This window comes from Pirellulaceae bacterium (assembly GCA_029243025.1).
Lineage (GTDB): Bacteria > Planctomycetota > Planctomycetia > Pirellulales > Pirellulaceae.
In genome coordinates this window covers 793688-819645 of sequence record JAQWSU010000045.1, presented here as the reverse complement: position 1 = coordinate 819645, position 25958 = coordinate 793688, and the positions used below count along the sequence as shown (strand labels likewise).

General features: G+C 51.0%; 19 protein-coding genes and 1 pseudogene. 11 read left to right on the top strand and 9 right to left on the bottom strand.

What is annotated here, in order from left to right; all coding sequences use genetic code 11:
• Positions 1 to 55 precede the first annotated feature (55 nt).
• Positions 56 to 1765 (bottom strand): hypothetical protein, encoded by a 1710-nt coding sequence (locus tag P8N76_22025; GenBank protein MDG2384362.1) that lies wholly within the window; start codon positions 1763 to 1765, stop codon positions 56 to 58.
• Positions 1766 to 2295: 530 nt separating this feature from the next.
• Here P8N76_22025 and P8N76_22020 point away from each other — a divergent pair.
• Positions 2296 to 3789 (top strand): BBP7 family outer membrane beta-barrel protein, encoded by a 1494-nt coding sequence (locus tag P8N76_22020; protein MDG2384361.1) that lies wholly within the window; start codon positions 2296 to 2298, stop codon positions 3787 to 3789.
• Positions 3790 to 3867: 78 nt separating this feature from the next.
• On the opposite strand, the gene P8N76_22015 is transcribed toward P8N76_22020, so the two are convergent.
• The 3 genes from P8N76_22015 to P8N76_22005 form a co-directional block, all read right to left on the bottom strand.
• Positions 3868 to 4830 carry a transglutaminase-like domain-containing protein gene (locus P8N76_22015; protein ID MDG2384360.1) on the bottom strand — a complete coding sequence of 321 codons (963 nt, stop codon included), beginning with the start codon at positions 4828 to 4830 and terminating at the stop codon, positions 3868 to 3870.
• Positions 4831 to 4856: 26 nt separating this feature from the next.
• A complete protein-coding gene (locus P8N76_22010) occupies positions 4857 to 5666 on the bottom strand; it encodes a HEAT repeat domain-containing protein (protein ID MDG2384359.1) in 810 nt (269 codons plus the stop codon).
• A 306-nt stretch (positions 5667 to 5972) separates the two neighbouring features.
• The gene (locus P8N76_22005; GenBank protein ID MDG2384358.1) at positions 5973 to 6269 is read right to left on the bottom strand and encodes a DUF167 family protein; all 297 of its coding nucleotides are present in this window, start codon (positions 6267 to 6269) and stop codon (positions 5973 to 5975) included.
• A 231-nt stretch (positions 6270 to 6500) separates the two neighbouring features.
• Between P8N76_22005 and P8N76_22000 the strand changes: the two genes are divergently transcribed.
• Positions 6501 to 6713: a hypothetical protein gene (locus P8N76_22000; GenBank protein MDG2384357.1), complete on the top strand. Its 213-nt coding sequence runs from the start codon at positions 6501 to 6503 to the stop codon at positions 6711 to 6713.
• A gap of 4 nt (positions 6714 to 6717) precedes the next feature.
• Complete coding sequence (locus tag P8N76_21995) at positions 6718 to 7113, top strand: redoxin domain-containing protein (GenBank protein MDG2384356.1); 396 nt, start codon at positions 6718 to 6720, stop codon at positions 7111 to 7113.
• A 311-nt stretch (positions 7114 to 7424) separates the two neighbouring features.
• On the opposite strand, the gene P8N76_21990 is transcribed toward P8N76_21995, so the two are convergent.
• On the bottom strand, positions 7425 to 8696 hold the full coding sequence (locus P8N76_21990; protein MDG2384355.1) for an LssY C-terminal domain-containing protein: 1272 nt from the start codon (positions 8694 to 8696) through the stop codon (positions 7425 to 7427).
• Between P8N76_21990 and P8N76_21985 the strand changes: the two genes are divergently transcribed.
• Positions 8695 to 8826 carry a hypothetical protein gene (locus P8N76_21985; protein ID MDG2384354.1) on the top strand — a complete coding sequence of 44 codons (132 nt, stop codon included), beginning with the start codon at positions 8695 to 8697 and terminating at the stop codon, positions 8824 to 8826. The two genes, P8N76_21990 and P8N76_21985, sit on opposite strands and share 2 nt — an antisense overlap.
• A 74-nt stretch (positions 8827 to 8900) precedes the next feature.
• Here P8N76_21985 and P8N76_21980 read toward each other — a convergent pair whose 3' ends face one another.
• The 4 genes and pseudogenes from P8N76_21980 to P8N76_21965 all read right to left on the bottom strand — a co-directional run bounded on the left by P8N76_21980 (position 8901) and on the right by P8N76_21965 (position 14156).
• Positions 8901 to 10055, bottom strand: coding sequence for a sialidase family protein (locus P8N76_21980; protein MDG2384353.1), 1155 nt, complete (start codon positions 10053 to 10055; stop codon positions 8901 to 8903).
• A gap of 35 nt (positions 10056 to 10090) precedes the next feature.
• A pseudogene (locus P8N76_21975) lies at positions 10091 to 11707 on the bottom strand (FAD-dependent oxidoreductase).
• Between the two features lie 108 nt (positions 11708 to 11815).
• Positions 11816 to 13462, bottom strand: a complete 1647-nt coding sequence (locus P8N76_21970) for an ATP-binding protein (GenBank protein MDG2384352.1) — start codon at positions 13460 to 13462, stop codon at positions 11816 to 11818.
• 82 nt (positions 13463 to 13544) lie between these two features.
• Complete coding sequence (locus P8N76_21965; protein MDG2384351.1) at positions 13545 to 14156, bottom strand: response regulator; 612 nt, start codon at positions 14154 to 14156, stop codon at positions 13545 to 13547.
• 399 nt (positions 14157 to 14555) lie between these two features.
• On the opposite strand from P8N76_21965, the gene P8N76_21960 reads away from it, so the two are divergent.
• The 7 genes from P8N76_21960 to P8N76_21930 all read left to right on the top strand — a co-directional run bounded on the left by P8N76_21960 (position 14556) and on the right by P8N76_21930 (position 25892).
• Positions 14556 to 15434 (top strand): sugar phosphate isomerase/epimerase, encoded by an 879-nt coding sequence (locus P8N76_21960; GenBank protein MDG2384350.1) that lies wholly within the window; start codon positions 14556 to 14558, stop codon positions 15432 to 15434.
• A 147-nt stretch (positions 15435 to 15581) separates the two neighbouring features.
• Positions 15582 to 16943, top strand: a complete 1362-nt coding sequence (locus tag P8N76_21955) for a tetratricopeptide repeat protein (protein ID MDG2384349.1) — start codon at positions 15582 to 15584, stop codon at positions 16941 to 16943.
• Positions 16940 to 18724 carry a CRTAC1 family protein gene (locus P8N76_21950; protein ID MDG2384348.1) on the top strand — a complete coding sequence of 595 codons (1785 nt, stop codon included), beginning with the start codon at positions 16940 to 16942 and terminating at the stop codon, positions 18722 to 18724. Before P8N76_21955 ends, P8N76_21950 begins: the two co-directional genes overlap by 4 nt.
• A gap of 302 nt (positions 18725 to 19026) precedes the next feature.
• On the top strand, positions 19027 to 20343 hold the full coding sequence (locus P8N76_21945; GenBank protein MDG2384347.1) for a sugar-binding protein: 1317 nt from the start codon (positions 19027 to 19029) through the stop codon (positions 20341 to 20343).
• 414 nt (positions 20344 to 20757) lie between these two features.
• Positions 20758 to 21642 (top strand): alpha/beta fold hydrolase, encoded by an 885-nt coding sequence (locus P8N76_21940; protein ID MDG2384346.1) that lies wholly within the window; start codon positions 20758 to 20760, stop codon positions 21640 to 21642.
• Between the two features lie 360 nt (positions 21643 to 22002).
• Positions 22003 to 24786, top strand: a complete 2784-nt coding sequence (locus P8N76_21935; GenBank protein MDG2384345.1) for a serine hydrolase — start codon at positions 22003 to 22005, stop codon at positions 24784 to 24786.
• 140 nt (positions 24787 to 24926) lie between these two features.
• Positions 24927 to 25892 (top strand): DUF1559 domain-containing protein, encoded by a 966-nt coding sequence (locus P8N76_21930; protein ID MDG2384344.1) that lies wholly within the window; start codon positions 24927 to 24929, stop codon positions 25890 to 25892.
• Positions 25893 to 25958: the final 66 nt, after the last annotated feature.

Below are 25958 nucleotides of genomic sequence, written 5' to 3'. Positions count from 1 at the left end.
TTGGCTGCCATTAATAACAAGAGACGAGTCTCCCCAACACGCTGCTCAGCAAACGTTATTCTTTTTCGTCGGCGAGCTTTTCCAAATGACTGAAGGAGGCACGTGTGACTCCGAAATTCGAGACAGTGCCGGAGTGTTGCAAGATCTGCACTTCCTCGTTGAGGGCGAGGTAAAGTTTTGCCAGCCGTTCGTTCTTCTGTAGTGCTGCTTGCAACGGAGTGGCCAGCAAAGCGAGAGAGTCTGGCAAGTGCGCTCGAATGTCATCCTCCAGATCGTTCACTTCTTTGCGACCAATTGATTTTTCCATATGAGCTAGTTGCAGTACGGCAATCGAGCTTTGGATGCCCTTCAATTGGGTTTCGTCAAATTCGGGATCAACGACTGCTGCGACTGAGAGTAGGTTGAGGAACCGATCGAGATTCTTCGTGTTCTTGGCGATTTTTAACAATTGGGCGGCTGTTTTCGATCGTTTTGTTGGGTCGCCAGCGCAGCTCAGTAATGCTTTGCGATTGGGATTTTTGCGAATGAAGTCGGCATGGACAAAGACTACCGTCGGTCTGGAAAGGCCATTCATTCGAGGCGCCAGCCGTTTCGTGAACGGTTGTAGTCGCTTTATCTGAACTTGCCCTTCTTCGCCTAGCTCGCGCGTGGCAATCTCTGCAATGATGCCTTGGACCAGAGGCGGTGCAGCGGCGATCGGATCATCGCCGTTTGCGATCAGCTGCAATAGATCAACCAGTTGAGTTTCGTGATCATTTAAGAGCGTTTCAAAATCCGAATCAAAAGCTTCCGCTTGTTGAATCACGGTACGGTTCAACGACAGCATCTTTCTATAGTCATCCATTTGATCCTCATCTGCCTCAAGGGTGCTTAAGCACTGGGCGACCGATCGGGGCAAATCAACAGGATTCACTCGAGAGGAAGTGATTGGAAAACGATGGTAAATCGAGGTGGGACGCAGTGAAGAGTTGGTCAGCACGAAGTCAAGGATCAGTTTGGTGACCTCCGGAGCCGAGTCGCAGTCCTCCTGCAATCGCCAGAGTCGGTCAATCGCGTCCGTAGTCGGATCGCCGTCACGGTCGACGCAGAGGTCAATCGTTCGTTGCATCATTTCATGCGATTCAGGCGGCTCAAAACGGTTGGCAATTAACGTCAGAATTGCGACAAGCTTAACCTCAGAATCACCCGCGCCCTCAGACCATTCATCAAGGAAGTTGATGATCGTTTGTTGTTGCTCTCGTGTGAAGCGTGTTTCCTTCGTCGCGGCAGTCGGTTGCAGCATCACCGTATTCAGATTAATCCAAGTGGGATAAAGCAGTTCGTAAGCGAAATCATCGGTGTATTGCGGAAGCGGTTTGAGGCCGTTGAAATATTCGTGGTCGCTTAAAAGTAAATTAAAGATTCCCGTCCCAATTCGCGCCGAAGTCGCATCTTCGGAAAGGCGTACCCGTACCAAACTACGTTCAAAGTCGATCAATAACGCGCGTTGGGCAGGTTTCAGCAGCGGCTTTTGCCCATCCTGTGAGGAACGATCCCAAGCCGCCAGCAGAGAGGGCAGCTTGAGCTTGGTCAGCAATCCTCCGGATTGCTTGTCACCCACCGGTAATTTGAGGATTTTGTCAATAAGCTTGAATAGATTTGCCAACGGTCGGTCGATGCCCGCTCGCGATTGACGGTCTGGCACTTCGATTCGATTGCCATCCGTTCGCTCGCAGAGACGTTGAATCTGCAAAGCTCGATTTGTCAAAAAATAGTCGTGATACATAGCTCGAATTATAGCCTTGGAATGGAATCCTTGTCGCCCGGGCTGGAGCGGATGGGTTGCGAAAGATGCCGGGTAAAATGTTTAGAGAGTTTGTCACGAGGGATGCGGCTTGAACGGCAAAGAATTGCTTGATCGATCGAATCGATATTCAAAATAACCGTTTCATTGATTCGATACTCCGCGTCGTTAAAAGCAACGCTGCTCGGAGAAGGGCGGAGTGATCGATTCTTGGGACAGTGATTAGCTCTGCCGATGGGTCCTTGGCCCTTTTTGTGTTTCTTCAACGTCCCGACTACGTGATAATTTGGACGAATCGCCTCACGAGCGAATTCTGTCAACGAAGTGGAATCGCAACACTCAACTGAGATCGAAACGGGAAGAAGAGGCTTCGTTTGCTGAAATCGCGGAGTCTTCGTTAATAGATGTGCAGTCCAGGCCGGTTGTAGAGGTTGAAAATCAGTTGTTTATCTTACCGTAATTGCGTAGCCGATAGACTTACTCAGCGAAACGCGGGTGTCACGGAGGAAGCCATGCGAGCGGATGAGGAATACAATCGATCGACGGTCAGCACACAATTACCACAAGTGATCGTGGTGTGGGTGGTGATCTTCTTGGGGTTGCCGGCAGCGGCTGAACAAGTTGCCAGTCTGCCGTCGGTCAGCATGGATGCTCGTGGCGACTTTGTTCATTGGGTCGCCCGAAACTCTTACGCCTCTCAGTCTGACCTGCTTGAACAGGTCGGACCCGACGCTGAGGAGGTGACACCCGAGGTCGTTGAGACGGAGTCGATGCTGCCACCAGTCACGGAGAAAGTCCTCAACGGGGACATTTGGCAGAACGGCTGTACGAGCTGCAACGAGTGCGAATCGGGCTGGGGAGCTCTTTGTTGGGGCCGCCAATGCTGCAGCTACCCCGGAATGTGTAACGGCCAATGTCGTCACACCCGCGTCTATCGAGCGTTCTATTTGGGCCATTTATGGTTTGATGCTGAGGCGCTCGCTTGGTCGTCCAAGAGTCAAAAAGCATTATCGCTGGTGACGACCAGTCCAGATGGAACTGCTTCCCCCGACGCGGGTGTGCTTGGTTTCAGTTCGACGACAACTTTGGCCGGCAACGAGACGCTTTTCAATAGTCTGCAGCCGGGAGGAAGGCTTACCGGAGGCTGGTGGTTTGATACGGATCAAATAAGTGGAATTGAACTCCAATACTTCTTGATCGATGGGGAGGAGATTGATTTTCGGAGTGATACGCCGATTCTCGCTCGCCCCTACACCAACAGCCTTTCCGATTTGGAGGCGTCCGTCTTGAGTTCTTACGATGGTATCGTCGAGGGCGAAATTCAAGCTCGCGTCGACATGGCCTTTAGCGGTGCAAGTGCCTTATATCGCCGAGCCTTGTCGACCGGCTGTTACCATCGCATCGATGCTCTCTGTGGCTATCGATACGCTCGACTCTGCGATTCACTTCGCGTGAACGAAGAACTCACCTCCCTTGAAGCTGCCAGCGGCTTTGAATCCGGTTTAGGTATTTCGCGTTTTGATCGCTTCCGCGCGGAAAACGATTTTCATGGCGGGGAGGTCGGCCTTGTTGGCCGCTGGCAGCGTGGTTGTTGGTCCTGGGAACTACTCGGTAAGACGGCACTCGGGAATTCACGTCAAGATATCCTCATCGACGGTGGAACCACGACCGTGAATAATTCGGTGGACCCGTCAGAGACGGTTGAATATGCGGGGGGCGTTCTCGCACAACCGTCGAATCTTGGTAGCTATGCGAAGGATGACTTAGCTTTTGTTTCCGAAATTGGCATTTCAGCCCAATACGATTTCAGCTGCCAGTTGCGAGCGTCAGTCGGGTATACCTTCATGTACTGGTCCGACGTATCCCGTGTATTAGATCATGTCAGTCCGGAAGTCGATCCGGATCAGATCCCGCCGACCACGGTAAGCGGAGCATCGACCTTCCGTTTTATTACGGACGATTTTTGGGCTCAGGGATTAACCGCTGGCATCGAATATCAGTTCTAGCCATTACGAGTGCCAGCTCCTGCCTTCACTCGGACCAGGCGAGTTCTTGATGCCTGTTCTGTAACGGTCGAGGGGCGATTACTGAGGCGTGGCGTTTGTTGGATTGATTGGCCGCATGATCCATTCGATGGTCGGCGGCGACTGGGTGTCACGAGCGGTCAAAGTTGGCTGCACGTAACGAAGCGTTTCTCGATGTCCCGGCACACGAAACCGATCGCCTTTTTGCAGAATCGGTTTGTCCTCAGACATGCTGCCAAATTCATAGTCGCCGGCCACTTGGCAGCCAAACCAACGACCCTCTTTGTTTTCATCGACCAGATAGAACTCAGGGTAAGTGTGTCCCGGAATCCAAACAGCTCGCGCGGGAATCCCTCGTGTTCGACAAATCGCCACAAAAATAGATGTCATTTCTTCGCAGTCACCTTGGCCTCGATCGATCGCTTCTTGGCAAGTTCGAATGGTAGGGTCGAATTCATATTTGATTTTTTTTCGCACCGTCTCATAGATCGTGCGTACTTGGTCCCAGGCAGGGTCTTGTTCGTTGATTGGAATCTCATTCGAAAAGATTTTGATTGTGCGACTGTTACTTTCAATGAATGGGCTGGGCAGCAGGTATTTTCGTAATTTGCGCGGCGCTGGTTTGGCAAAGTTCCAAGCCGAGGGATCTTCAGGTTGCTGAGTCCATTCCTTGGTCACATCGAACGTCAGGGTTGCCGAGGCTGTTTCGCCTTCTTTCAGTTGTTTGACGCGAATCGTCATTTGCTTCACGGCTTTATCCAGTATCTTGAATGTCGCGCGTTCCACATTACTCGATTTGGCGATTGCGATTTGCTTCAGTTGCTGCTCCGGCCATTCGATCGGAATGGGGGCTGTTGCTACGATGCCGGTTGTTTTACCGCTCGCGACAATGCGGATTCCAAACTCCCATTGAGAATGGCGAGAGTCTGACGCCGCTTTCGAAATAGATTGGGCTGTCAAAACTGAGGTGAGAGACAGGCAGCCTATCAGGCTGATTAAGAACGTGAATCGCATCGTTGTCATTTAGTAGGGTGCGTGTGTCGGTTGGATCAAGAACGTCCTTCAATTCGATCGAGGGCCGCTTCTGCCGCTTTGCGTACTTCTTGATTGGGGTCTGACATGGCCTGGATCAAGATGTCAGTCGCGTTCAATGCAGGGCGACCAATTTTGCCCAGCACTTCAGCGGCCCACAAGCGGATCTCTGCATTTTCGTCATTTAATAAATCGGCAATCGATTCCACGACGGCCTCGCCTCCATCGATGAGGGCACGGGTGGCTTCCGTTGATTTAACCATTTCTTGCAGAATAGAGTTCTCTAGCTCACGAACGCGCTCGTTGGCCACATCCAGTTGCCATTGGATTAAGGTCAGTTCGGCGTTTTGTGGGTTTGCTGCTTCATTCTCCATGTCGATCAATTGCATATCTGGCAATCTGGGAGGTGACGGTTGGTTGTCGATTTCCACGTTTTCATTCATGCGTGTTACCAGATCAACCAGCAGAGTTGTATCTTGCGCTGAATCTTGTTCCAGCTCATCGAATCGTGATTGCAAATTGGTGAAGTTGTTCAGTAACTTCTCGTAGGCCAGATTCTGTTGTCGTAGTTCAGCAGATCGACTCTGTAAGTCACGACCGCGCTGATGCAGTAATTCTCGCAATCGTCGCTTGGATAGTCGCTCTTCGCTGAGTTTGTTTGGTGGGGATTTGTGCCTGGGGCGTCGGTGTGTTTGGGAGTTCTCGACCTTGATCCGTTCGGGTGCCGTTTCTTTGATCTGCCGCAAACCGAACAGGGTCACACCGGTAACGATCAGAACCATTGCACCGGCCAACGCAACAATCAATTTGCTGTTTCGTGTATCCATCGGCTGACCTCAACGTGCTTTGCCTGACACTGGAGCAACCGAATGGTCGCTTGAATCCAAGAGCCACGTCTTATTTGTGAGGGGATTCGTTGTGGTGCAGAGGTGGGTCGAATCTAGAATCCCGATCAAATCTTGGCACGTCGTCAACTTCTATCTTAACGCGCTTCGGATGGGAGGGGATGGGAAAATGACTCAGATTGAGCCTTCCCGTTTGAAATGATCGCCCCAGTAAACGCTAAAATCCGCAAACTGAATCAGGTCCCTGACCAGTCGGGGCCCGTCAGCCGATTTCGGCAGAGGGCCCAACTACGAGGTTTTGGTGACAAGGAACGGTGGGGGCAGGCGAGCAGGACTCCGAATGCAAACTGTTTTGTCTCGGCTCGAGAGGCCGCTTTCAATCGACACTTGGGACCGTGAAATCCCAAATTGCTTGGCGAGAAATTGTTGCAAATGCTGGTTCGCTTTGCCATCGACAGGTGGAGCCGTGATTGCAATCTTGAGTCGTTCACCCATCAGAGAGCCAACTTGGTCGCGAGAAGCTCGGGGGCTGATCCTCAGCTGGAGTCGCAGTTCTTCCGCGGACCAGCGGAAATGGGAAGCCATATTTTGATTCTCCAAAACCTCGCGGATTGCTGTCAGTTCGCGATTTCTGTTCGCCTGTCAGGCTGGCTCCGGTATTTACTGAACCCGACACCGTCGACCTGGGCGAGGCCAGGGTATGCAGTTTATTCGATTGGCCGTCGGTCCACCGCTTGAAAACATGAGCGTTTGTTGAACCATGCGGGTTTGGAGAATAATCAATCGTCCACCTAGTGCGATACATGGGGAACCAAAATGAGTGAAGTTCGAGCGATTCCGGTCGGGGGCGAAGTCCCCGATTTTACGCTCGATACCTACGATCCGGTGCCCGAGGATTTTGGCTCGATCAGTTTGAGCGATTTAAAAGAACAAGGTAAGTTGGAGTATTTTGTTCTTTTATCCAGCCGACTTCACCTTTGTCTGAGCGACCGAGTTTGCTGCTCTGGCAGAGCAGTACGACCGTTTTAAGCGAATGGGATGCGAAGTCATCACAGTTAGCTGTGACACGAAGTTTGTTCATCTCGCTTGGAAAAACGCTGAAGGTGAGTTGGCGGATGTGAAGTATCCGATGGGCTCCGACCCGACAGGAAAACTTGCTCGGATGTTTGGCGTGTATGACGAAGGCACCGGACTTTCCCTGCGTGGTACCTTCATCATCAGTCCCGAAGGCAAGTTGATGAATTCAGAAGTCAAGTTTTACAACATGGGCCGAAACATCGACGAGATGTTACGGAAGTTCAAAGCGAACGTGTACTTGTCGAAAAAATCTGACGAAGGCTGTCCTGCTAAATGGAAGGACAAAGGGGACAAGACGCTCAAACCCTCGGAAAAGATGGTTGGGAAAGTTCACGAAGCTTTAAACGGCTAAGGGTGTCCTCTGATCGTTAGCCACAACATGGTTGTCAGCCGTACCGATTTCGATGATCGACGACAGCCATGGTTGTGAAAAAGAAAATGCCGGTCCCGAGTAACCGAGGGGCCGGTGTTGCGCGGTCGGCTGTCGCCACAGCTTTACTGGCCTGACTTCAAGATGTTCCATCGTGGATCGAACATTGAATATCGATGTTCCACCGAATCTGCGATCCATGGCGAATTGGGTAAAAGCCGGCTTTGTTTGAACCGTTTGCCAGTCGATGATCTCTGCTTCACTGCTGATCACGTGTGTGACCGGCGTACGGCCTAGCTCCAAGGCAGGTAAGTAGGAGCAGTGCTTCGGGAAGACAGCATTAGCAGAACTCGATTTCCGTCCGTGAAATATGGGTCACCCGTCAAGTTATGTCGCGGCTGCTCAGCGGTCGCAGGCTCGACTCCCTCTGTGTATCCATATCGAGAGACTCGCTTTGCGGCGATCAGGAAATCCGTGACGTAGTCACGAGCTTCGTCGATATTCGGATCGATGCGGTGCGTCGTCAGGTTCCAGGTTTTGGGAGTGAATCGGACACCGATGTCTCGACTGATTTGGCCGATCCAAACCGGTTGCTGATTGACTGCCAGAGGCGTGGGCCAGAGTCGCAAGTGAATACGTTCATTAATGCTTGAGCGTGCTTTTTGCAGGGCAAGATCCTGCATTTTTCCGTCGATGTAGAGCGAACTTACGGGCGAGTAGCGATACTCTGCATCGAACAAAAAGGCACGACCCGTTTTCAGGCAGGTGGCGAAAGTGATTGACTCGGCCTCGTCCCATCTTCCACCGAAGCATTGTCGAATGGTGATTCGATCACCCACAACGACGAGGTTGAGTGGGTCACCTTCCTTGTTGCCCAATTTGTTCGACGTGCATCGTGCGAATTGATTGATCCAGGTCTTCAGGTCTTCTTCACTGATCTCACGAAGCTTCTCATGTCCGTCGACTACCAGCGTATCGCGAATGGCCAATCCGGGTATTTCAAAGGAGAAATTAAACTCCTTCACATCATTGTGGGTAAGCAGCTTCAAGTCGACATTTTTTGCTCCTTCATCAAGAGCAGTAAACACAACGCCGGACCTGCGACTGCCGGGAGCGATTGGTCCAAAGCGAAAACTCTGCTGCTTAAACAGTTCGTTCATGCGGCGATTTGCCGATTTGGCTCCCGCTAACTTAAAGGGCAGCAGCGGGAGTAATAGCAGGAATAGCCACGCCAGCAAGCCAAAACTCAGGAGCCGTTTTCCAATCGAATAATGGCACACATGGGCGGCTTCCAGAGGTGTGTAATAGGTGGGGTCGACACTGTAGAAATCTAAACGATGTGGATCTGACGTGTCATTCTCGCAATCCATCCAGAGCGATTGCAGTCCACGTCGAGCCAGCGATGTGCCAAAAAAACGTTTGCTCTCGCGATCGCTCATCACTGCTAAGGTGACGGTCAAGCCCTCACGGCTTTGTTTTTGAGACCGCTCAAGAAATGATTTGTCATCAGGCTGTGGCCTGTAGACCACCGTAAACAAGCTGGCCAATTTGCGGAAAAAATGCATGAAATCCAACCGAATTGAAAAATGGTTAGCCAAAACACGAAAACGCTGTGTGAGTGGTATGTCTCTGGCAAGTCTGCCGGATGGTCTTTCGAATGACCAGAATGGACGACCCTCGAGGTTGCAATTCTGACAAGAGCCGAGAGCTTTGGGAAGCAGAACCCCCGAAAGATGGAAGATCAAGCGACTGGGGTTCGCCGATTCGGGTCAGCCTGCGTCCCAGATCGTGGCAATCACTCGTCGATAGATGTTATCGGCGGTATAGAAGTAATAGAGAGTGACCAGTTTTCCATCAGGCCGCTGCACGGTGCGTGCGTAGCCCATATCTTGTCCGGCACCATGCGTTCTCAAGGTGAATGCTTGACCCCAGGTTTGGCCGCCGTCTTTGCTGAGCCGAGTGCGCATCGCATAAGGCGGTTTGCGATCACCGTAGGTCAAACACAATCTTCCATCTCGGAGTCGTGTCAAAGCGGGTGGGTTCCCTTCACCGACGTCAGCAACCGCGTCGTTGATGTAACGCCAATTAGACCCATTGTCATTCGATTCCCAAAAGTCAATCCAACGACGGCGTGGTTGCCCCTGGCCTTCTCGGCGACGTGTTGCCATCACAAGTCGGTTTGTGCTGAGCCGTGCGGTTGCGGGCATGATGGAAAAACCGTGCGGCTCAGGACCAACTTGGCCGACAAGTTGCCAACTGATTCCAGCATCACGCGTGCGTGCGCAGATAATACGGCCTTCTTTTTTGTTCTGCTTGGATGCTGTTAGGAAGAAATGACAGTCCTCCGGGCCATTAATGATGTAGTCGGTGCGAGCCATGATGGCTGGCTGTCCTAAAGTAGGAATCGCATACGGACCTTGCCAGTTGTGCCCTCGATCATACGAGTAGTACAAACGAGACTGACCGCCGTGCACCTGCTGGAAACGCATCGTCATGCAAAAATCGGGGTGACCGAAGTTGATTTTTTTCGTGATCGGTTGAGGAAGCGTTTCTTTGTGTTTGGGGTCGGTGATGCCGTGTCGCATTCCACCTTGGTTGATCAACATGCTTTTTTGGGAGGGAAATTCGACTTGCCAACTTTGTCCCCCATCAAGGCTACGTGCCAGAACGTGCTCCTCGGGCAAGTCGCGATCAATGTTGTGACGTTTTTCGCCCAATTTCTTGTGGATGCCGATGCTGAAGCCAACCAGGATTTCGTTGCCCCAGTTCCAAATGCCATGATTGGCGGGCCAGCCCGCGAATTGTTCCGCTGCGCCAAAAACAACAACGTGTCTTTCAACTGTGGGACCAGTGCTCGCACTAAGCGAGACGGGTGCCGTGAGCATCATGATGAAAAGGATGAGCCAAGTAAGGGGTCGGATCATGAATCGCTCCAGGTGGTCGAGCATCGTTGCATCTAGGGTTGGTCGAGAATTTGGCGATCGGCAATTAAAACCTTGCGAAGCTGTTGATAGGGTAGTTCACTCAGACTGATATCCTGATCGATCGCCAGTGCGCCGGCGGTCGCTGCTGATTGTCCCAGGATCATGAAAACTGGCTCCATGCGGATGGAGCCAAAGGCGATATGCGAGCTGGAGAGGCAAATCGGGACGAGCAGATTGTCGCATTGATCTGGTTTCGGGATGAGTGATTGGTAAGCGATTTGATAAGGTCCATTTGTCTTCACGCCGATGTCACCTTCGTTTTGAACGTAGCCATCGGGAGTCACATACCTTTGCACATTGTGTGAATCGAGCGTGTAGGATCCCATACCGACGGATTGGGGTGTGGGACGAAGGTTCAATACTTCATGCTCGGTCATGACGAAAGGGCCGATCATCCGCCGTGCTTCGCGAATGTACATTTGATGAGGCCAATGGTCCGTTTTCTGGAATTCGTCTTTTGCTAAACCCCAGGTCTGCATTTTCGCTCTCACCTTCGCTGGTACACGTGGGTCGTTAGCGATGAAATAATACCAACCCCGTTGATAGGTTTCATGTTCATCTCGTATGGCCCGTCTGCGTTCATACGAAGCTTCTGGGTAGTCGTAATTGAAACCGATGTTGTCTGAACTCATTGGGCCATGGTTGTTGGTGTCTGTCTTGCGATTTGGAATGGAATCGAATTTCATAAACGTCTCTCGCCACCCAGCGTTGTAGATTCTCACCAGTAGTTCGTATTGGGTTGGGTCATAGTTTTTCGGCTTCGCGAATGGTACGCGGTTTTCCGGATGGTTGGTCAAGCAAGTGCGAAAACAGTAGGCTTGGATTCGGCGGTCACCCTCGCCATACTCACCCGGTGGATCAGAGCTAATGCGGGGTAACAATCCACTGTTAGGGTCGCCAGGACGTACGAACGGACTGATCTGTTTGTCAACGGCACCAAAGTGATGTCCGTGATGCAAGACACCTGTTTGGATTCCATTCCATCGTTCGCCATAGGTCTGCTTTGATTCGCGACCCACGTGGTAGTTCACACCAGCCGCCGCCATTAAGTCGCCTTCATAAGTCGCATCAATGAACACGCGCCCTTGAAACTGACGGCCGCTGAGCATTTTGATGGTGCGAATGCGGTTTCCTTTTGTGTGAACTCCCTGTTCACGATCTAGCCATTCGTCTCGATAGACGGGGATATTGTGTTCCTGGATGAGCTCTTCAAAAACCTGTTCTGCGACATGAGGCTCGAAGATCCACATGGTGCGTTGTTTTTTGTCGATCGCGGGTGTTCCCTGGCCTCGATTGCCATACTCATCACGAGTTTGCCATTCCCAAGCGCTATCTTGCTGATAATGTTGCCAGACTCGGTGGTAGAATTCGCGCGCCAGACCGCCAATCACCGACTTGTTTCCCGTGTCGGTCCAGCCAAGTCCCCCAGAAGTGAGTCCTCCTAACTGCTTGTCTGGGCAGACGACGGCAACGGTTTTTCCCATCTTAGCCGCCTGCACTGCTGCGATCACTGCTGCGCTCGAGCCACCATAAATGATAAAGTCGTGCACTTCGACTTTGTACTGAGGGGCTGGGTTGGGATCGGCGGCGATCTGGCTTGAGCTTATCAAGCTAATGATCATCACCAAGATGTACCGTCGGTCTGGAAACGTCATGTAAACCTGTCCTCGTAAATGCCAATCAAATGAGTCGACATTATATCAACGAGTTGATTGAGTTTCTTGTTCCGTTTTTGAGGTGGGTCTGCTGGAGTTGGGTCTGCTTGAAGTGGGCCAGGTGGTGCGGACTTGACAACCGCCCAACGGGCTCGCGAGGATTTCAAGTGATCCGCTGTGCTGGTTCATGATCCTTTGGACCAAAGCCAAGCCGAGACCTACCCCATTCCGATTGTCGTTGGGTTGCTCGTTAATCCGCACAAACGGTTGCAGCACTCGTTCGCGATCTTCCTCGTTGATTCCGCACCCATCGTCATGAACGTCGACAAATAATGATGTCCCAGTCGTAGAAAAGCAAATGGTTACCTTCTGCTCGGCAAAACGCGTTGCGTTACCGAGTAGATTTTCCAAGACGCGTTGGAATCCTCGCCGATCAACCGAAATTATCAGATCACGGTTCGCGTTTTCACCTACTTCAGAAATGTCAATATTTGGATGCAACGTGGAGTACTTGTTGATCAAGAGGCTTGCGACGTTGTGCACGTCAACGAATTCGTATTCCAACCCTACGTCAGTTGTTTCCATGCGAACATAACTCAGTAACTCACCCACCAACGCGTCAAGTTCTTCGGTTGCCGTATCGAGCGACTCGAGACGTTGGCGTCGCTCGGTCTCGCTCTTTGCGGATTCGATCAGATCGATGGCAAAACGGATACGAGCGAGTGGGGTTCGCAATTCGTGTGAAACAGCTTGCAGCAATTCACGTTGCGTTCGCAGCATCGTTTGAGTTCGATCTGCCATTGCGTTGAATGCTTGGGCAAGCGGTTTTGCCGAAGAAACACGCTGTTCGTTAACTCGGGCGCCCAAGTTGCCGTTTGTGATTGCGTTAGCTGCATGCTCAATGTGACGCAGTTGTTGTGCCACGGGTCGGAGCAGCAGCAAGATGGCTACAGCGGCTGGCAGCAGGACAAGCGTCAGAGTCGTCGTGGCTGCTCTCTGATCGGTGCGTTTGAAATTTGGCAAGGGGCCAATTCGCAAAAGCTGATCCTTGTTCTGCAATGGTGTCACCACAAACCATTCATCAGTATTGGGGTCGCCATAAAAAACAGTTTCATTGTCATCCCCTCCTTCCTCGAGGCGGAATCGGGGCCATTCGGGTAAGCTTTGATTTGCGACAATACTGATCGGAAAATCATATTCTGTTCTTAACTTGGCTAATACTTCCTCCGTTGGTTGATCCTTGTTCTCTTCGAGTTGGTCAACGATTAACGACATCCAGCCTTCAAACGTATTTTCGATTTCGTACAAATCGTAGTTCGGGAGAGGTCCGAGGCAGACGACGATTTGCTGATTCGATAAAGCCGTATATATCGAGTTGGATTCTATCCCATAAACAACCGTTTTAGGGATGGCCAGACGATTTTGGATTGACGCATCCAATTCGTCGGTCTTGAGCAATTTGACAGGGTAATCGAAATTCTCTTGTAATTTATTCAACACTTCCTTTTGTTGTTCGGCCGGCACACCGCTTAACGTTTCAGCGACCAAACGCACGCCACCACCCATGGCTTCTTCAGCAACTCTTGCCAGTTCTTTACCAGCGCGTTCTCGATAGACCTGACCGTAGATGTACCAGGCCAAGAAGAGTACGACCAAAACACCCAAATAGAATTTAACAAACAGTCTTGTCATTTTTCCACCGAGAGGATGTAGCCGACACCTCGAACCGATTTGATGCGACGTGGGTGGGCCGGGTCATCTCCGATTTTCTTTCTTAGTCGAGAAATACGCAGATCGATCGATCGAGTCCGTCGTATTTCATGCCGTGGATTTCCTGGCAGATATCGTTTCGGCTGAGGGTTTTTCCAGCGTGCATGGCCATGAAATACAGCAAATCAAACTCGGCGGTCGTCAAGTCAAGTGACTCACCCGAGATTTCGACAGATCGTCGTCTCGGATCGACTTGTAATGACCCGACAAGGATTGGTTTCTGTTCCTGATCGGTGCTGGGAACCCGTCGCAGATGCGATCGTAATCTAGCCAGCAGTGCCCGAGGTCGGACCGGTTTTGCCAGATAGTCGTCGGCACCTGCTTCTAGGCCGAGGACTTCGTCTGCTTCCTCGCCTCGCGCTGTCAGCATGACAATCGCACCGTTGTAGTTATTGCGCACTTTTTTGCAAACCGAAAGCCCATCAAGACCCGGCAGGGAAATGTCTAAGATCACTACGTCGGGATTTTCTTGGGGTATCCGTTTTACGGCTACATCTCCGCGTTGCTCGACGGATACATAAAAACCATGTGGCAGCAGGAAGTCGGTGACCATCGACGCGAGTTCTTGGTCGTCTTCGACAAGCAGAACTTGGTGCCGGTTAGCGAGGGAGTTCATCAGATCAGTGACAATCGTTGCGGAGGAATTCTGGGAAAACAGTTCGCTTGGAGAGCAACTTCCATCCACGAGTCTGCACCGTATCTGGTGAGTTCGCAAGGTCTTGTCCTTTGTTTGCCTTGTTTCGGTACGAATTGTTACAGAAGATGACTCTGGAGATGTGGGTGAAAGGGGGGGCTGTGGGGTAATGCGACTCGTTTTAACTAGTCCTGGGACGCAAAGAGAATTTCAATTTGATTGCGAAGCCAACTCATCTACCAGTATCATGACCGCTCGTGGGAATGACGAGCAACGATCGATCGATGTCGGGTAGTACGCGTTGGTCCTACTTTACAGCTTGGCGAACTGCCGACAGTCGCCAGACTTGTCTTGGTGAGTTGGTTGAATTGTGAGATTGAAATGAGACGTCGAACTTTTTTAGCTGCTTTAGGCGCTGCTGCCGTGAATCTTCCAATGAAATCTTCTTGGGCGTTAACAGCCGATCGTCCTTTTTCGGACTCACTCGGTCTTCAATTGTGGACAATCCGTTTCCAGTTAGAAAAGAATCCGCAGCGGGCTTTGCAGGCGGTTGCTGATGCAGGCTACGACCAAGTGGAATTGATGGATGTGACCGAGTCGGAAAAGTTTGCTGGAATTTCCAAAGATCTGGGATTGAAGATGACGTCGGCGTTTATCAATTGGAATACGATTGTGAATCCGACCGCCGATGATACGCCTAGCATGGAACAGAATATTGAAGCCGCAAAGAAACTAGGGCTGAAATATCTTGTGTTTGGCTACATCGGAAAAGGGTATCGTGAATCAGCCGATCAATTCAAAGCGATCGCGGATGCGAGTAATCGGGCCGGAGAAATGTGCCAGCAAGCTGGAATACAACTCTGTTACCACAATCATTCGTTTGAATTTCTTCCGCTTCCGGGGCAGCAGACTGGCTTCGATATTTTTGTAGAACGCTTTGACCCGAAATTGACGCAATTTGAGCTTGATGTGTTTTGGCTTCAAATTGGCGGCTTGGATCCGGCCAAGACGATGCAACGGCTCAAGGGTCGTGTTTGTCAACTGCATCTCAAGGATCTACTTGACGGCACACCGGTGATCTACGACGAGAAAGCCGTGCCGCACGAAACTTTCAAGGAATTAGGCGCCGGTATTGTGGATCTGGATTCCGTGCTGAAGGTTGCTCAAGAAATCGATGTCGCCCAATGTCATGTTGAGCAGGATCGTTCTCCCGATCCACTCAAGAGCATCGGTGTCAGCATGAACTACATGCGTCGCTGATAATCGGGGGAAGGCAAGCAGTGGTTTTTTGTCAGCTTACCGGGTGGCAAGCGTTTGCCCGATTTGGCGATGTGGATTGCTGGGCCTTTTCCTAAACCTCGAATTCAACGGTTGTAGATCTTGGCAAAGTTGATTTCAATGGAAGGAATGGGCAACCCTTCCCCGCTACCTTCTTTTGTGGATGGAAATTTGATTGACATCGCGACTTGCCGTGATCTCCCTCTCCTCAGCCGCGCCGGACGAACACTGTTTGTGTTTGGGATGCTTCTTGGTTGGTTGGTGGTTGCTGGCTGTCATGGCTCATCAGACGAGCAATCTCAGGAACTCGCCGATCAGTCGCAGGGGTCGGTTGATCGGTCGGTTGCAGACAATCTGACCGATGAAGGACCGGCAATTTCACTGCCAGCGGATTTGGAACGAGTTGAGCCGGTCATTCGTCGCTTGATTGACAAACAGGTGGCCACCATCGAGGCCTCCGCACCCAGTGATCTTGCGATGGAACATGCCGAACTGGGCTTAATTTATGAAGCCAATGGTTTGTGGCCGGAAGCGAGAGAGGCGTTTGCTACTGCGGTCGATATCGACCCTTCCCATGCGTCACTGCGATTGCATTGGGCCATCGCACTTTACGAAACGGATGATTTGCAACAATCGCTTGACGTTTTGCAAGCGTTGGTCGAGGATGCGCCGGACTTGGCGCCTGCCTATCAACGCATCGGTCACATCCGACTCGCGATGGGGCAGTTGCCGGAGGCGGAGTCTGCATTTCGTCGTACAAATCAACTTGCTCCGTCTACGGCCGAACCGCTGGCTGGGATCGCTGCGTGCATGCTGCAGCAGGACAAGGTGAACGAAGCGATGAAGGTCTTGAATACAGCCATCAAAAAGGATCCGTCTTATCGTGTCTCCTATTACTTAATGGGAACCGCATTGCGACGTGCCGATCGTCTGTCGGAGGCTGTGAGATTTTTGCAGCGAGGCCAAGGCGCTCAAGAAAGATTTTTACGAGATGAACTCGAAGAACGCAGTGAACAATACGCGGTGACGCTGCGAGTCAGACACCGACGCGCGTTGCAGCAGATGCGAGATCGAGAATTTCAAGCAGCTGCGGAAAATCTAGAAGCAGCGCTTGTCGAAGATCCGGACAATTTGGCCATGCTTAACTTATTGGCTGGGGCCTATCTGCAAAGTGGTCGCGCTGAACGCTCGTTTGAAGTCTTGCAGCAAGCCAAACGGCTGGATGAGCAAAATAGCACGACTTTTGTCAACTTGGCTTCGTGGTACTTGAACGATGGCCAGTTACCCGACGCATTGGAAAATGCCGAAGCTGCCATTGAACGCGCGAACTGGGTGCTGACGGCGCACTATGTTCGAATCGAAACGTTGATCCGCATGAATCGGATGCTCGAGGCTCGCAAAGCGTTGGTTCAAGCTTTGCGACTGGCCCCTGCTGATCCCATGCTGGTTCGATACGCGAAGACCGTTAAGGAAAGGCTAGGCCAACCGTGAAATCGTTTGTCGCTGCGACGCTTCTACTGATGAATGGCCTTTGGCTAAGTATTGGCTTGTGCTTGAGTACGCTGTCGCTTGCCGGCTGCAGCACATCAACCGTTTCAAATTCTCCCAGCGAATCCAAGCAGGAGCCGGTGGCCGAGTCCCAGGAAGTGCTGGCAGTGACGGATGAGGCGGATGCAAAAGCAGCAGATCTCTTTTCGGAGCATCCGCATGAAGAAGCGGCTTGGTTCGTCGATCGAACGAGGGATGCTGGAATTGATTTTCAACATCAACGAGGGCCGATCCGAAACTGGTTACCCGAAATCATGGGGGGGGGAGCCGTTTGGATTGACTACGATTCTGATGGCGATCAGGATCTTTATTTCGTGCAGGGAGGTGACTTAACGCAAACCGGCGAACTGCCCGGTAATCAGCTTTACCAAAATCAAGGTGATGGGACCTTTGAGGAGGTTACCCAGCAGGCCGGTGTGGGGGATACGGGTTACGGGATGGGCGCCAGCGTCGGTGATTATGACCGCGACGGTCATCTCGACCTTTATGTGACGAATGTTGGACCCAATGTGCTCTATCGCAACCAGGGCGATGGGACGTTTGATGATGTGAGTCAGGAGAGTGGTGTGGCTCACGATGGGTGGGGAACTGCATCCGCTTTTGTTGACTATGATCTCGATGGACATCTCGATCTATTGCTAATCAATTACATTCGCTGGTCACCCGAAACGGAAGGTGACTGCCGGACGAACAACAATGTGCAAGACTACTGCTCGCCCTTGCATTATCAGGCTCCTGCGATGGATGTGCTTTATCGGAATCGCGGTGATGGTACCTTCGAAGATGTGACGTTGAAGAGTGGAATCGGAGCGGCCTATGGAAACGGGCTTGGCGCGGTCGTCGCCGATTTCAACGCCGATGGAAGAATTGACTTCTACGTTGCCAACGATGGAACTCCCAATCAACTGTGGTTACAAGATAAGTCGGGGAAATTTCGCGATCGATCATTGTTGATGGGATGCGCCGTGAACGGAGTTGGCGCTGCTGAAGCGGGAATGGGTGTTGTGGCGTTTGATGTGGAGTCGGATGGTGATTTGGATCTGTTGATGACCCATTTGGGAAAAGAAACGAATACCCTTTATGTCAATCAAGGAAAATTCTTTGATGATCGAACCGCAGCGGCCCGCCTCGCGGCCCCCAGTTTTGCGTACACCGGATTCGGACTTGCGGTGGGTGATCTGAATCAAGACGGGTTACTTGACCTCTATATAGCCAATGGACGAGTTGGTAGAAACCGCGAATCGCTCTTGCCGGGTGATCCGTTCGCTGAACCGAATCAACTCTTTTCCGGTGTGGGCGGGGGTAAATTTGACGAACAGCTGCCCGCTGGCGGCACCTCAACTGCGCTTGTAGAAACGAGTCGTGCGGTGGCCGTGGCTGATTATGATCTCGATGGTGATTTGGATCTGTTAGTGGTTAATAACGGCGGTCAAGCGAGACTACTTGAAAATCAAATTGGTCCACCGGGCTCGTCGCTCCGTTTTCGCGTGCTCGATTCGTTTGGGCGAGACGCCGTCGGAGCGATGGTGGGTTTGCTGGCGGGCGATCAATGGACGTGGAGAACTGTGGGTCCGGCTGCCGGTTACCTTTCCGGTCATGAGCCACATGTTCATTTTGGCTTGCGAGACGGTCAACTACCGCAACAAATCAAAGTTCTTTGGCCCGATGGGACCCAGTCCACGCATTCAGAAATCCGACCCGATCGAGTGATTCAGCAGGATTAAATTGTTGATCTTTTGCCAGCGATGGAGTGAGAATTAATTAATCAATTTTAATGTATTCAATTCTCTTAACGTTAAGCCCGAGTGAAAGCGACTTATCTTCTTAATTCCGATCTTCATAAAGTTTAAAACAATTGCTGAATCTTTGCGTCGTGGGTAGACTCTGGGGAACCGTTTAGATGAACGATCGCAGTGGCTATGCTGTCGAAATTTTCAATTGTGGAAGCAAGTCGACAATTGCGCCAGGCGATTGATCTGGTGTCGTCCATGGTAAATACGTCCTTTGAAACAGGAGTCTAATGAGAATGCGTTTACTTAAAGCTTGTGCGACTGTCGCACTCTTACTGCAATTAGCGGGCACGTCGAGTGCTCAGCTAGGCGATGGGGAATGTACAATTTCGCTTGACGCTTCGGTCTTCAATGTTGATGACATCGGTCTTCTTGAAGATCCTGAATTTGCAGTTGCCGCCCCATTTATGTCGGCCAGTCCGATCGCGGATGGCGTGATCACTGAGGGCGAGTATGCGAATCAATGTTTTTTCACCTATGCAGATAATGAGAATCCCGGTCACTCGTGGCCGAATCTTGACAATCTGAATGATGGTGATCCCGATCTAACGACCATGATTCACTTTGCACACACAGAAGATTCACTGTTTGTGGCATTTGACGTCACTGATGACTTCCTTGACTTGGAACCAGGTGCTTCGTTTAGGAACGATGGTGTTGAGATCTTTATCAATGCTGACCTTGATTCCGGCGATCCTTGGGGTCCCGGTAAATTTCAGATCTACGTTGATGCTTTCGATGGCGATGAAGATCCCGAATTCAACAATCGCGGTTCAACTGCCGGTATTTCAGTTCTCACCGAGCCAGGTCCGGAAGAAGGCGAGTTTTACAGCGCTGGTATTCCTAACGAGAACGAATTGGGATACGTCGTTGAAATCGAAATTCCGCTGGCATCGCTCGACACCGCAGGTGGCGATGAAGGTGAGCCGATTCCGGCTGCTACTGGCGACTACATCATGATCAACACGGCCATCGACGATAATGACGAAGACGACAACTTGGCTGGACAGACGGGTCATCACTTGATGTGGCACGCCGATGGTGCTGGTTCACCGTTTGGTTGTGGAGAGACCTGTTGGAACGTTCCGCTGTTACTGTCGGATGAGGTTACGGGTGTCGAAGGTGATTACGATGGAGACGGCGCAATTACAGCTGCCGACCTCGACGTTCAAAGCCAATACATGGCGGACAATGATCCCAAGGGTGACCTTGATGGAAATGGCGTAACGAATCTCGATGACCGAATCGCTTGGACTGTTCAAATCCAAAATTCGTACATTGGCGATTCCAATTTTGACGGCGAATTCAACAGTGGTGACTTTGTTGCTGTGTTTAGTGCCGCCAAATACGAGACGGGTGGTGCGGCCGGTTACGCCCAAGGCGATTGGAATGGTGACCTGGTTTTCGATAGTGGCGACTTTGTAACTGCCTTCTCAGCTGGCGGATACGAACAGGGCCCACGTGCCGCCGCAGCAGCTGTGCCAGAACCGGCCACGGCTACGCTAATGTGCCTCGGCTTAATCGCTTTGCTCGGTTTGCGAAAACGTTCGTAACACTAGCAATTAGTTTGTTATTCAACAAAAGCCACGCTCGTGTTGAGCGTGGCTTTTTTGTTACCGCTGAGAAGGGCATGGAAGACGAATATTGTTGAGCCATTAATTTCGATTTGTTTCTCGATGTTTGTTAAAGAATACCGTTTGTTTTTTATGTTCAATCATTCTTGAGTTCAGTAGGCGAACTCAAAATGTCATGCCTTTCGAGGTAAAGCTAACGACCCCGGATTTGTTCTAGAGACTGCATTCAGCGCCCAATTTCAGCGCTGGTTGAATAGCCTAGAGCGATTCGGGTTTTTTTTGCGCAGTAGGGGCAACAGCAATTCAAACATGAGATTTTTCACCCGCTGCCAAAGAGCGTAAGGATGACGAGTCTGTAGCTTAAGGAGAGCGAGTCTGTAGCTTAAGGAGAGAATGATGTCGCGACATGTGCCTAAGTTCTTGTTTCTTATTGTGATTTTGCATCTGAATCACTCGTCGATCGGCTATTCCGCTGACGTCGATGATTTTATCGATTTCAGTATGGAAGATTTACCGGGTCGATTGTACGTACCGCCCGAGGCAGAAACTCATGCGACTGGTCGGCCAGTAATTCTTTTTCTTCATGGCGCGGGTGAGACGGGGACTGACAATCGAAATCAGATCAATGGGAATATCGATAATCTACTGGCGGCAGCCAAAGAGCGTGGGACGTTTCTTTATGCGCCGCAGGCGACGACGAGAGTCGGTTCAATTTCTAACTGGAATGACGAACAGCGCACTGACAGCGTGATGGCAATGGTTGACCGTATTCTCGATGAGCAAAACGCTGACGGCGATCGGATTTATATTACTGGACTTTCCATGGGAGGCGGCGGGGCTTGGAATATGGCGAGTCGTGCTCCCGATCGATTTGCCGCTGCGGTTCCTATCGCCGGTGTTCGAACTGCTGCTGACTTTGACCCCACGAGCATGGCTGCGACACCGACCTGGGCATTTCACGCGAGAAATGACAACCTCGTACCAGCGCGCAACAGTCAAAATGTCGTGAACAATATCTTGGAGTCGGCAGGAGAGCCGATGATTGCAGAGTTTCCTTCACGGAGAGATCGTGAGACAACGATTGAGTTCTCAAACGATTTACTCGACCTGAACTATACGGAATATCCGCTCGGAGACCATGTGATTTGGGGTCGCGTCTACGACACACCCGAAATGTATGACTGGATGTTTTCTCATGCTATTCCGGAGCCGAGTTCCGCGAGCCTGTTGATCGTGGGTTTCCTCTTTTTGGCCAGTAAGTTTCGTCACCGCCGTTAAGACTTCCAAAGTAGAAAATCAGGGAAACGGCCGTTGTCGCAAACTGCTTTGTTCGCTTGAGTTATCGCATCAAGCATTCTGCCGTTTGGGAATCCAGCGATGCATGCCTGATCTAATTGAACGATGATCAATATCTGCTGGTCGCGAGTTATCGGAACGATCGCTGATTGGCATGCCGCCCCGTTCAGATAAGACCGAGACGTGGCGGTGGTAATGCGGGGCCTTGGGTCTCGTCAACGGGGCCGTGTGTTCTGCAGGTGCAGGATCTCATGATCTACAATAAGGATTGTCCTACTACGCCCTTCAGGTAGTTGTCGTCTTTTACGAAATTGGAAGATTATGATCACTTATGGAAAACGAATGTGTCTTGTTGCATTCCTTTTAATGTTTCCTTACATCCTGTCTGCACAGCCTGTAGATAATCTCGCTGAGCCTTCGAGTCTCGCGATTCCTGCGACAGATGAGGGGTTGCTGGGAAGTGGTCCGATACGCCGTTACCCATGGTTTCAGAAGCTGTGGGAGCACCGTCGCCTTCAATGGTCGCAAGCGGTTGCGGCAGATCAAGGCGCGCTGGTTTTTCTTGGCGATTCCATTACGCAAGGTTGGGGTTCGAACTTAGCAAACGAATTTCCTGGTGTGAAAGTTGCTAATCGCGGAATTAGTGGCGATACGACGCGGGGGATGCTGCTGCGATTAAAAGAGGATGTGGTGGCCTTAAATCCGGCCGGAGTTGTGATCTTGATGGGGACGAATGATTTAGAGGAGGGTGCAGCACCGGCTCTGATCGCTGGCAATCTCAAGCTAATCCTTGCAGACTTGAAAAAACACAACCGTCAAATGCCGATTGTGCTCTGCCGTGTTTTTCCCAGCTCGGAGGCGAAAAAACGACCTTCAGCCAAGATTCGGGAAATTAATCGGCTTTTTGCGGAGGCTGTCAAAGGTGATTCACAGATTACGTTGCTGGATACCTGGACATTGTTTGCCAATGCTGACGGTGATGCCAAGCTCGAAGAGTTTCCCGATTTGCTCCATCCCAATGCATTGGGTTATGCGAAATGGGGCGCTGCGTTGCGACCAATTTTGGCGACGCACGGATTTCTCGAAAGAGATGTCTTGAGTCAGGAATTACCTGTCGGGTACGAAAGCCTTTTGAATGGACGGGATCTGACCGATTGGCAATTTCGTCCTAGTAGCGAAGCTGACAAAACAACGCGAGCAAATTGGCACGCGAGCGACCCCAATGCGCCTCCTTGGCCGATCTTGACCGAGTCGGTCGATTTCGCCGGCGAGATTTCAACTACCAACGGTCGTTTTGTGGCCAAGTCAGGTCGACTAATTGTGACGACGCCACCGGAGGGCCGCAAGATTCAACAGTTGTGGACGAAACGTGAATTTCCAAACGATTTTGTGTTGAAGTTGGAATTCCGAGCGAGTCCAAATGCGGACAGTGGTGTGTTTCTTCGTGGACGACAATTGCAGTGTCGTGATTACTTGTTAGCAGGTCCTTATCGAGAATTGAAAAAGTTTCGCCACTTGGATTGGAATGAGTTAGTCGTTGTTGTGAAAAATAATGTTGCCGTGTGTACCTGCAATGGTGAACTCTTAGAGCAGGCTTTCGTGATTCCGGCGAATGGTCCGATTGGAGTCGAGGGAGATCGAGGCCAAGTTGAATATCGAAACATTCGAATCAAGGAAATCAAGTCGGATTTGCCGCGGAGTAACCCGGAAACCCAAGGTGTGTCGTCTCAAGCAATTCTCGATTTCGTCGAAGCGTTAGATAAGATCGACTCGGTTCATAGCTTTATGTTGCTGAGACATGGGGCCGTTGTCGCGGAAGGCTGGTGGGCGCCCTATGCAGCGGAAGACCCCCATCAGTTGTACTCGCTTAGCAAAAGCTTCACAGCAACTGCAGTTGGATTGGCTGTGGCAGAAGGGAAATTAAGCCTGGATGATACGGTGGTATCGTTTTTTGTTGATGAATTGCCGCCGCAGCCAAGTCCATTTTTGAAAAGCATGCGAATTCGAGATCTCTTGTCGATGTGCAGTGGGCACGATGCGAGCGATCTCCAGCGAATCTCCTTGGATTCCGCGATGCCGATTTCGAAACAGTTTTTGGAATTACCGGTGAAGCACAAGCCGGGCACGCATTTTCTCTACAACACGCCCGCAACCTACATGTGCTCGGCGATCTTGCAGAAGGTCACTGGAGAAAAGCTCGTAGACTACCTGCAAGTAAGGTTGTTCGATCCGTTAGGAATCAAGCCACCGATCTGGACGGAAAGTTCGGAGGGAATTTGCCATGGTGGGTTTGGTTTGAACCTGCGCACCGAAGATATTGCGCGTTTTGGTCAACTCTATTTGCAGAAGGGCGAATGGAATGGAAGGCAGTTGATTTCCTCAGAATGGGTGGATGCGGCGACAACGCGTCAAACATCAAATGGCAGCAGTCCTGATAGCGATTGGGATCAAGGTTATGGGTATCAGTTTTGGCGCAGCCGCCACGCGAGTTACCGAGGCGATGGTGCTTTTGGTCAGTTTTGTATTGTGTTGCCAGCGCAGGATGCCGTACTTGCAATCACAAGTGGTACTGCTGATATGGGCGCAGTGATGCAACAAGCCTGGGATTATTTACTGCCGGGGTTTTCATCCGCGCCGTTGCTGCCAAATCGTCGCGTAAAAAAAGCCTTGCATGATCGGTTGCAAACGCTTCGCCTGCCAGCCGTCGTCGGAAAATCGATGTCGCAAATCCAGCAGGAAATTGACGGCCAACAATTCAAATTTCCCAGCAATGCGGAAGGTGTGGAATCCATGTCGCTCGATTTTACTGGAGATCAGACAACGCTTTCTATCCAAGCCAAAACAGGTCGCTTCGATTTTGTTTGTGGCCATGGTGAATGGATAAAGAAACGCATGCCGTCGATTGGTAGTTTGGCAGACAGATTGCCAAGCGAAACGAATGTGGGGGTAGCTGGAAGCGGTGCTTGGACGGATGGTAACACCTATCAGATCCATCTATGCTTTTATGAAACGCCTGCTCGGCTTGAAATTACATTTGACTTCGATGGGAATGGTGTGATTGTGCGGAGGCTGCGCAATCTTTCCATGAAGACAACGAGTTTGCCAATCCTGCGCGGTATGAAATAGTCCGCATTCATTTGCTGTTTTGTCTCCGATCTTACAATACGATACGAATGGTTGATCCGTTTTCTGATAAGTTCATGGACGGACGTCCTGTCTGATGGTGTTTCTTTGTCAGCCTCATTCTGTGACCGGGAAAACAAAACGTGCTGAGAAAACGATCGACCCGTGCTTTTACGCTTGTTGAATTACTGGTTGTAATCGCGATTGTTGGTATTTTGGTCCTGCTGTTGTTGCCGGCTGTCAATGCTGCCAGAGAAGCAGCTCGTCGTATGCAGTGTTCCAATAATCTAAAGCAGATTGGCTTGGCCGCCTTGTCGTATGTTGCTGCTCATCAAGAATATCCTTCAGGTGGATGGGGTGCGGCTTGGGTGGGAATTCCTGAGATGGGTTACGGTCGCAATCAGCCCGGTGGTTGGATCTATAACATTCTTCCTTACTTGGAAGAAAATACACTCCATGAATTGGGACGGAATGCCACGGGGGACACTCGTCGGGAAGCAACCTCGCGTCGACTTCAATCACCGCTCACTGTATTTACTTGTCCGACGCGTCGTGAGTCACGGGCTTGGCCGATTGCTGGACCATCGGAACACATTCGCAGTCCGCGTGATGGAAGCTCCGTCGAACAGGTAGCGCGAGCCTGTTATGCGGTGAACTCGGGTAGCTTCGTCGGACCCGTACCCATCTTTGGACCCGATTCGCTGGAAGATGCTAGGGAATTCGATTGGCCCGAAACGCGAAAATACAATGGAGTTAGTTTTATTAGGAGTTCGATTCGTGATAAGCACATCCGCGATGGAAGTACGAAAACACTGTTCGCCGCAGAGAAATATCTTTTTGTGAGAGATTACCAGAATGGAGAGGATAGCGGCGACAATGAAAGTATGTACGCTGGTTACAGTATCGATCTGAATCGCTATTGTAATCCGGAGATTATGCCGAGGAATGATGGACTTGATGACGAGATGTCATTGTCTCTCAGGTTTGGTGGGCCACATGCCGTTTGGTACGCTGTGTTTTGCGATGGATCCGTTCGGGGACTCGACTTTGAGATTGATCCAAAGCTTCACCAGCGTCAAGCGAATCGATCTGATCGAGGGAGCGGTTAAATGCGAAAAATGAAAATGGCAAAGGCAAGCGGATCTAATTCGATTTTGATTCGTTGAGCGTGTCTC

Bases quoted from the DNA above. Each gene is read 5' to 3' on its own strand.
- P8N76_22025 (MDG2384362.1), bottom strand. From the start codon at position 1,765: ATGTATCACGACTATTTTTTGACAAATCGAGCTTTGCAGATTCAACGT.
- P8N76_22020 (MDG2384361.1), top strand. From the start codon at position 2,296: ATGCGAGCGGATGAGGAATACAATCGATCGACGGTCAGCACACAATTA.
- P8N76_22015 (MDG2384360.1), bottom strand. From the start codon at position 4,830: ATGACAACGATGCGATTCACGTTCTTAATCAGCCTGATAGGCTGCCTG.
- P8N76_22010 (MDG2384359.1), bottom strand. From the start codon at position 5,666: ATGGATACACGAAACAGCAAATTGATTGTTGCGTTGGCCGGTGCAATG.
- P8N76_22005 (MDG2384358.1), bottom strand. From the start codon at position 6,269: ATGGCTTCCCATTTCCGCTGGTCCGCGGAAGAACTGCGACTCCAGCTG.
- P8N76_22000 (MDG2384357.1), top strand. From the start codon at position 6,501: ATGAGTGAAGTTCGAGCGATTCCGGTCGGGGGCGAAGTCCCCGATTTT.
- P8N76_21995 (MDG2384356.1), top strand. From the start codon at position 6,718: ATGGGATGCGAAGTCATCACAGTTAGCTGTGACACGAAGTTTGTTCAT.
- P8N76_21985 (MDG2384354.1), top strand. From the start codon at position 8,695: ATGAAATCCAACCGAATTGAAAAATGGTTAGCCAAAACACGAAAACGC.
- P8N76_21990 (MDG2384355.1), bottom strand. From the start codon at position 8,696: ATGCATTTTTTCCGCAAATTGGCCAGCTTGTTTACGGTGGTCTACAGG.
- P8N76_21980 (MDG2384353.1), bottom strand. From the start codon at position 10,055: ATGATCCGACCCCTTACTTGGCTCATCCTTTTCATCATGATGCTCACG.
- P8N76_21970 (MDG2384352.1), bottom strand. From the start codon at position 13,462: ATGACAAGACTGTTTGTTAAATTCTATTTGGGTGTTTTGGTCGTACTC.
- P8N76_21965 (MDG2384351.1), bottom strand. From the start codon at position 14,156: ATGAACTCCCTCGCTAACCGGCACCAAGTTCTGCTTGTCGAAGACGAC.
- P8N76_21960 (MDG2384350.1), top strand. From the start codon at position 14,556: ATGAGACGTCGAACTTTTTTAGCTGCTTTAGGCGCTGCTGCCGTGAAT.
- P8N76_21955 (MDG2384349.1), top strand. From the start codon at position 15,582: ATGGGCAACCCTTCCCCGCTACCTTCTTTTGTGGATGGAAATTTGATT.
- P8N76_21945 (MDG2384347.1), top strand. From the start codon at position 19,027: ATGCGTTTACTTAAAGCTTGTGCGACTGTCGCACTCTTACTGCAATTA.
- P8N76_21940 (MDG2384346.1), top strand. From the start codon at position 20,758: ATGATGTCGCGACATGTGCCTAAGTTCTTGTTTCTTATTGTGATTTTG.
- P8N76_21935 (MDG2384345.1), top strand. From the start codon at position 22,003: ATGTGTCTTGTTGCATTCCTTTTAATGTTTCCTTACATCCTGTCTGCA.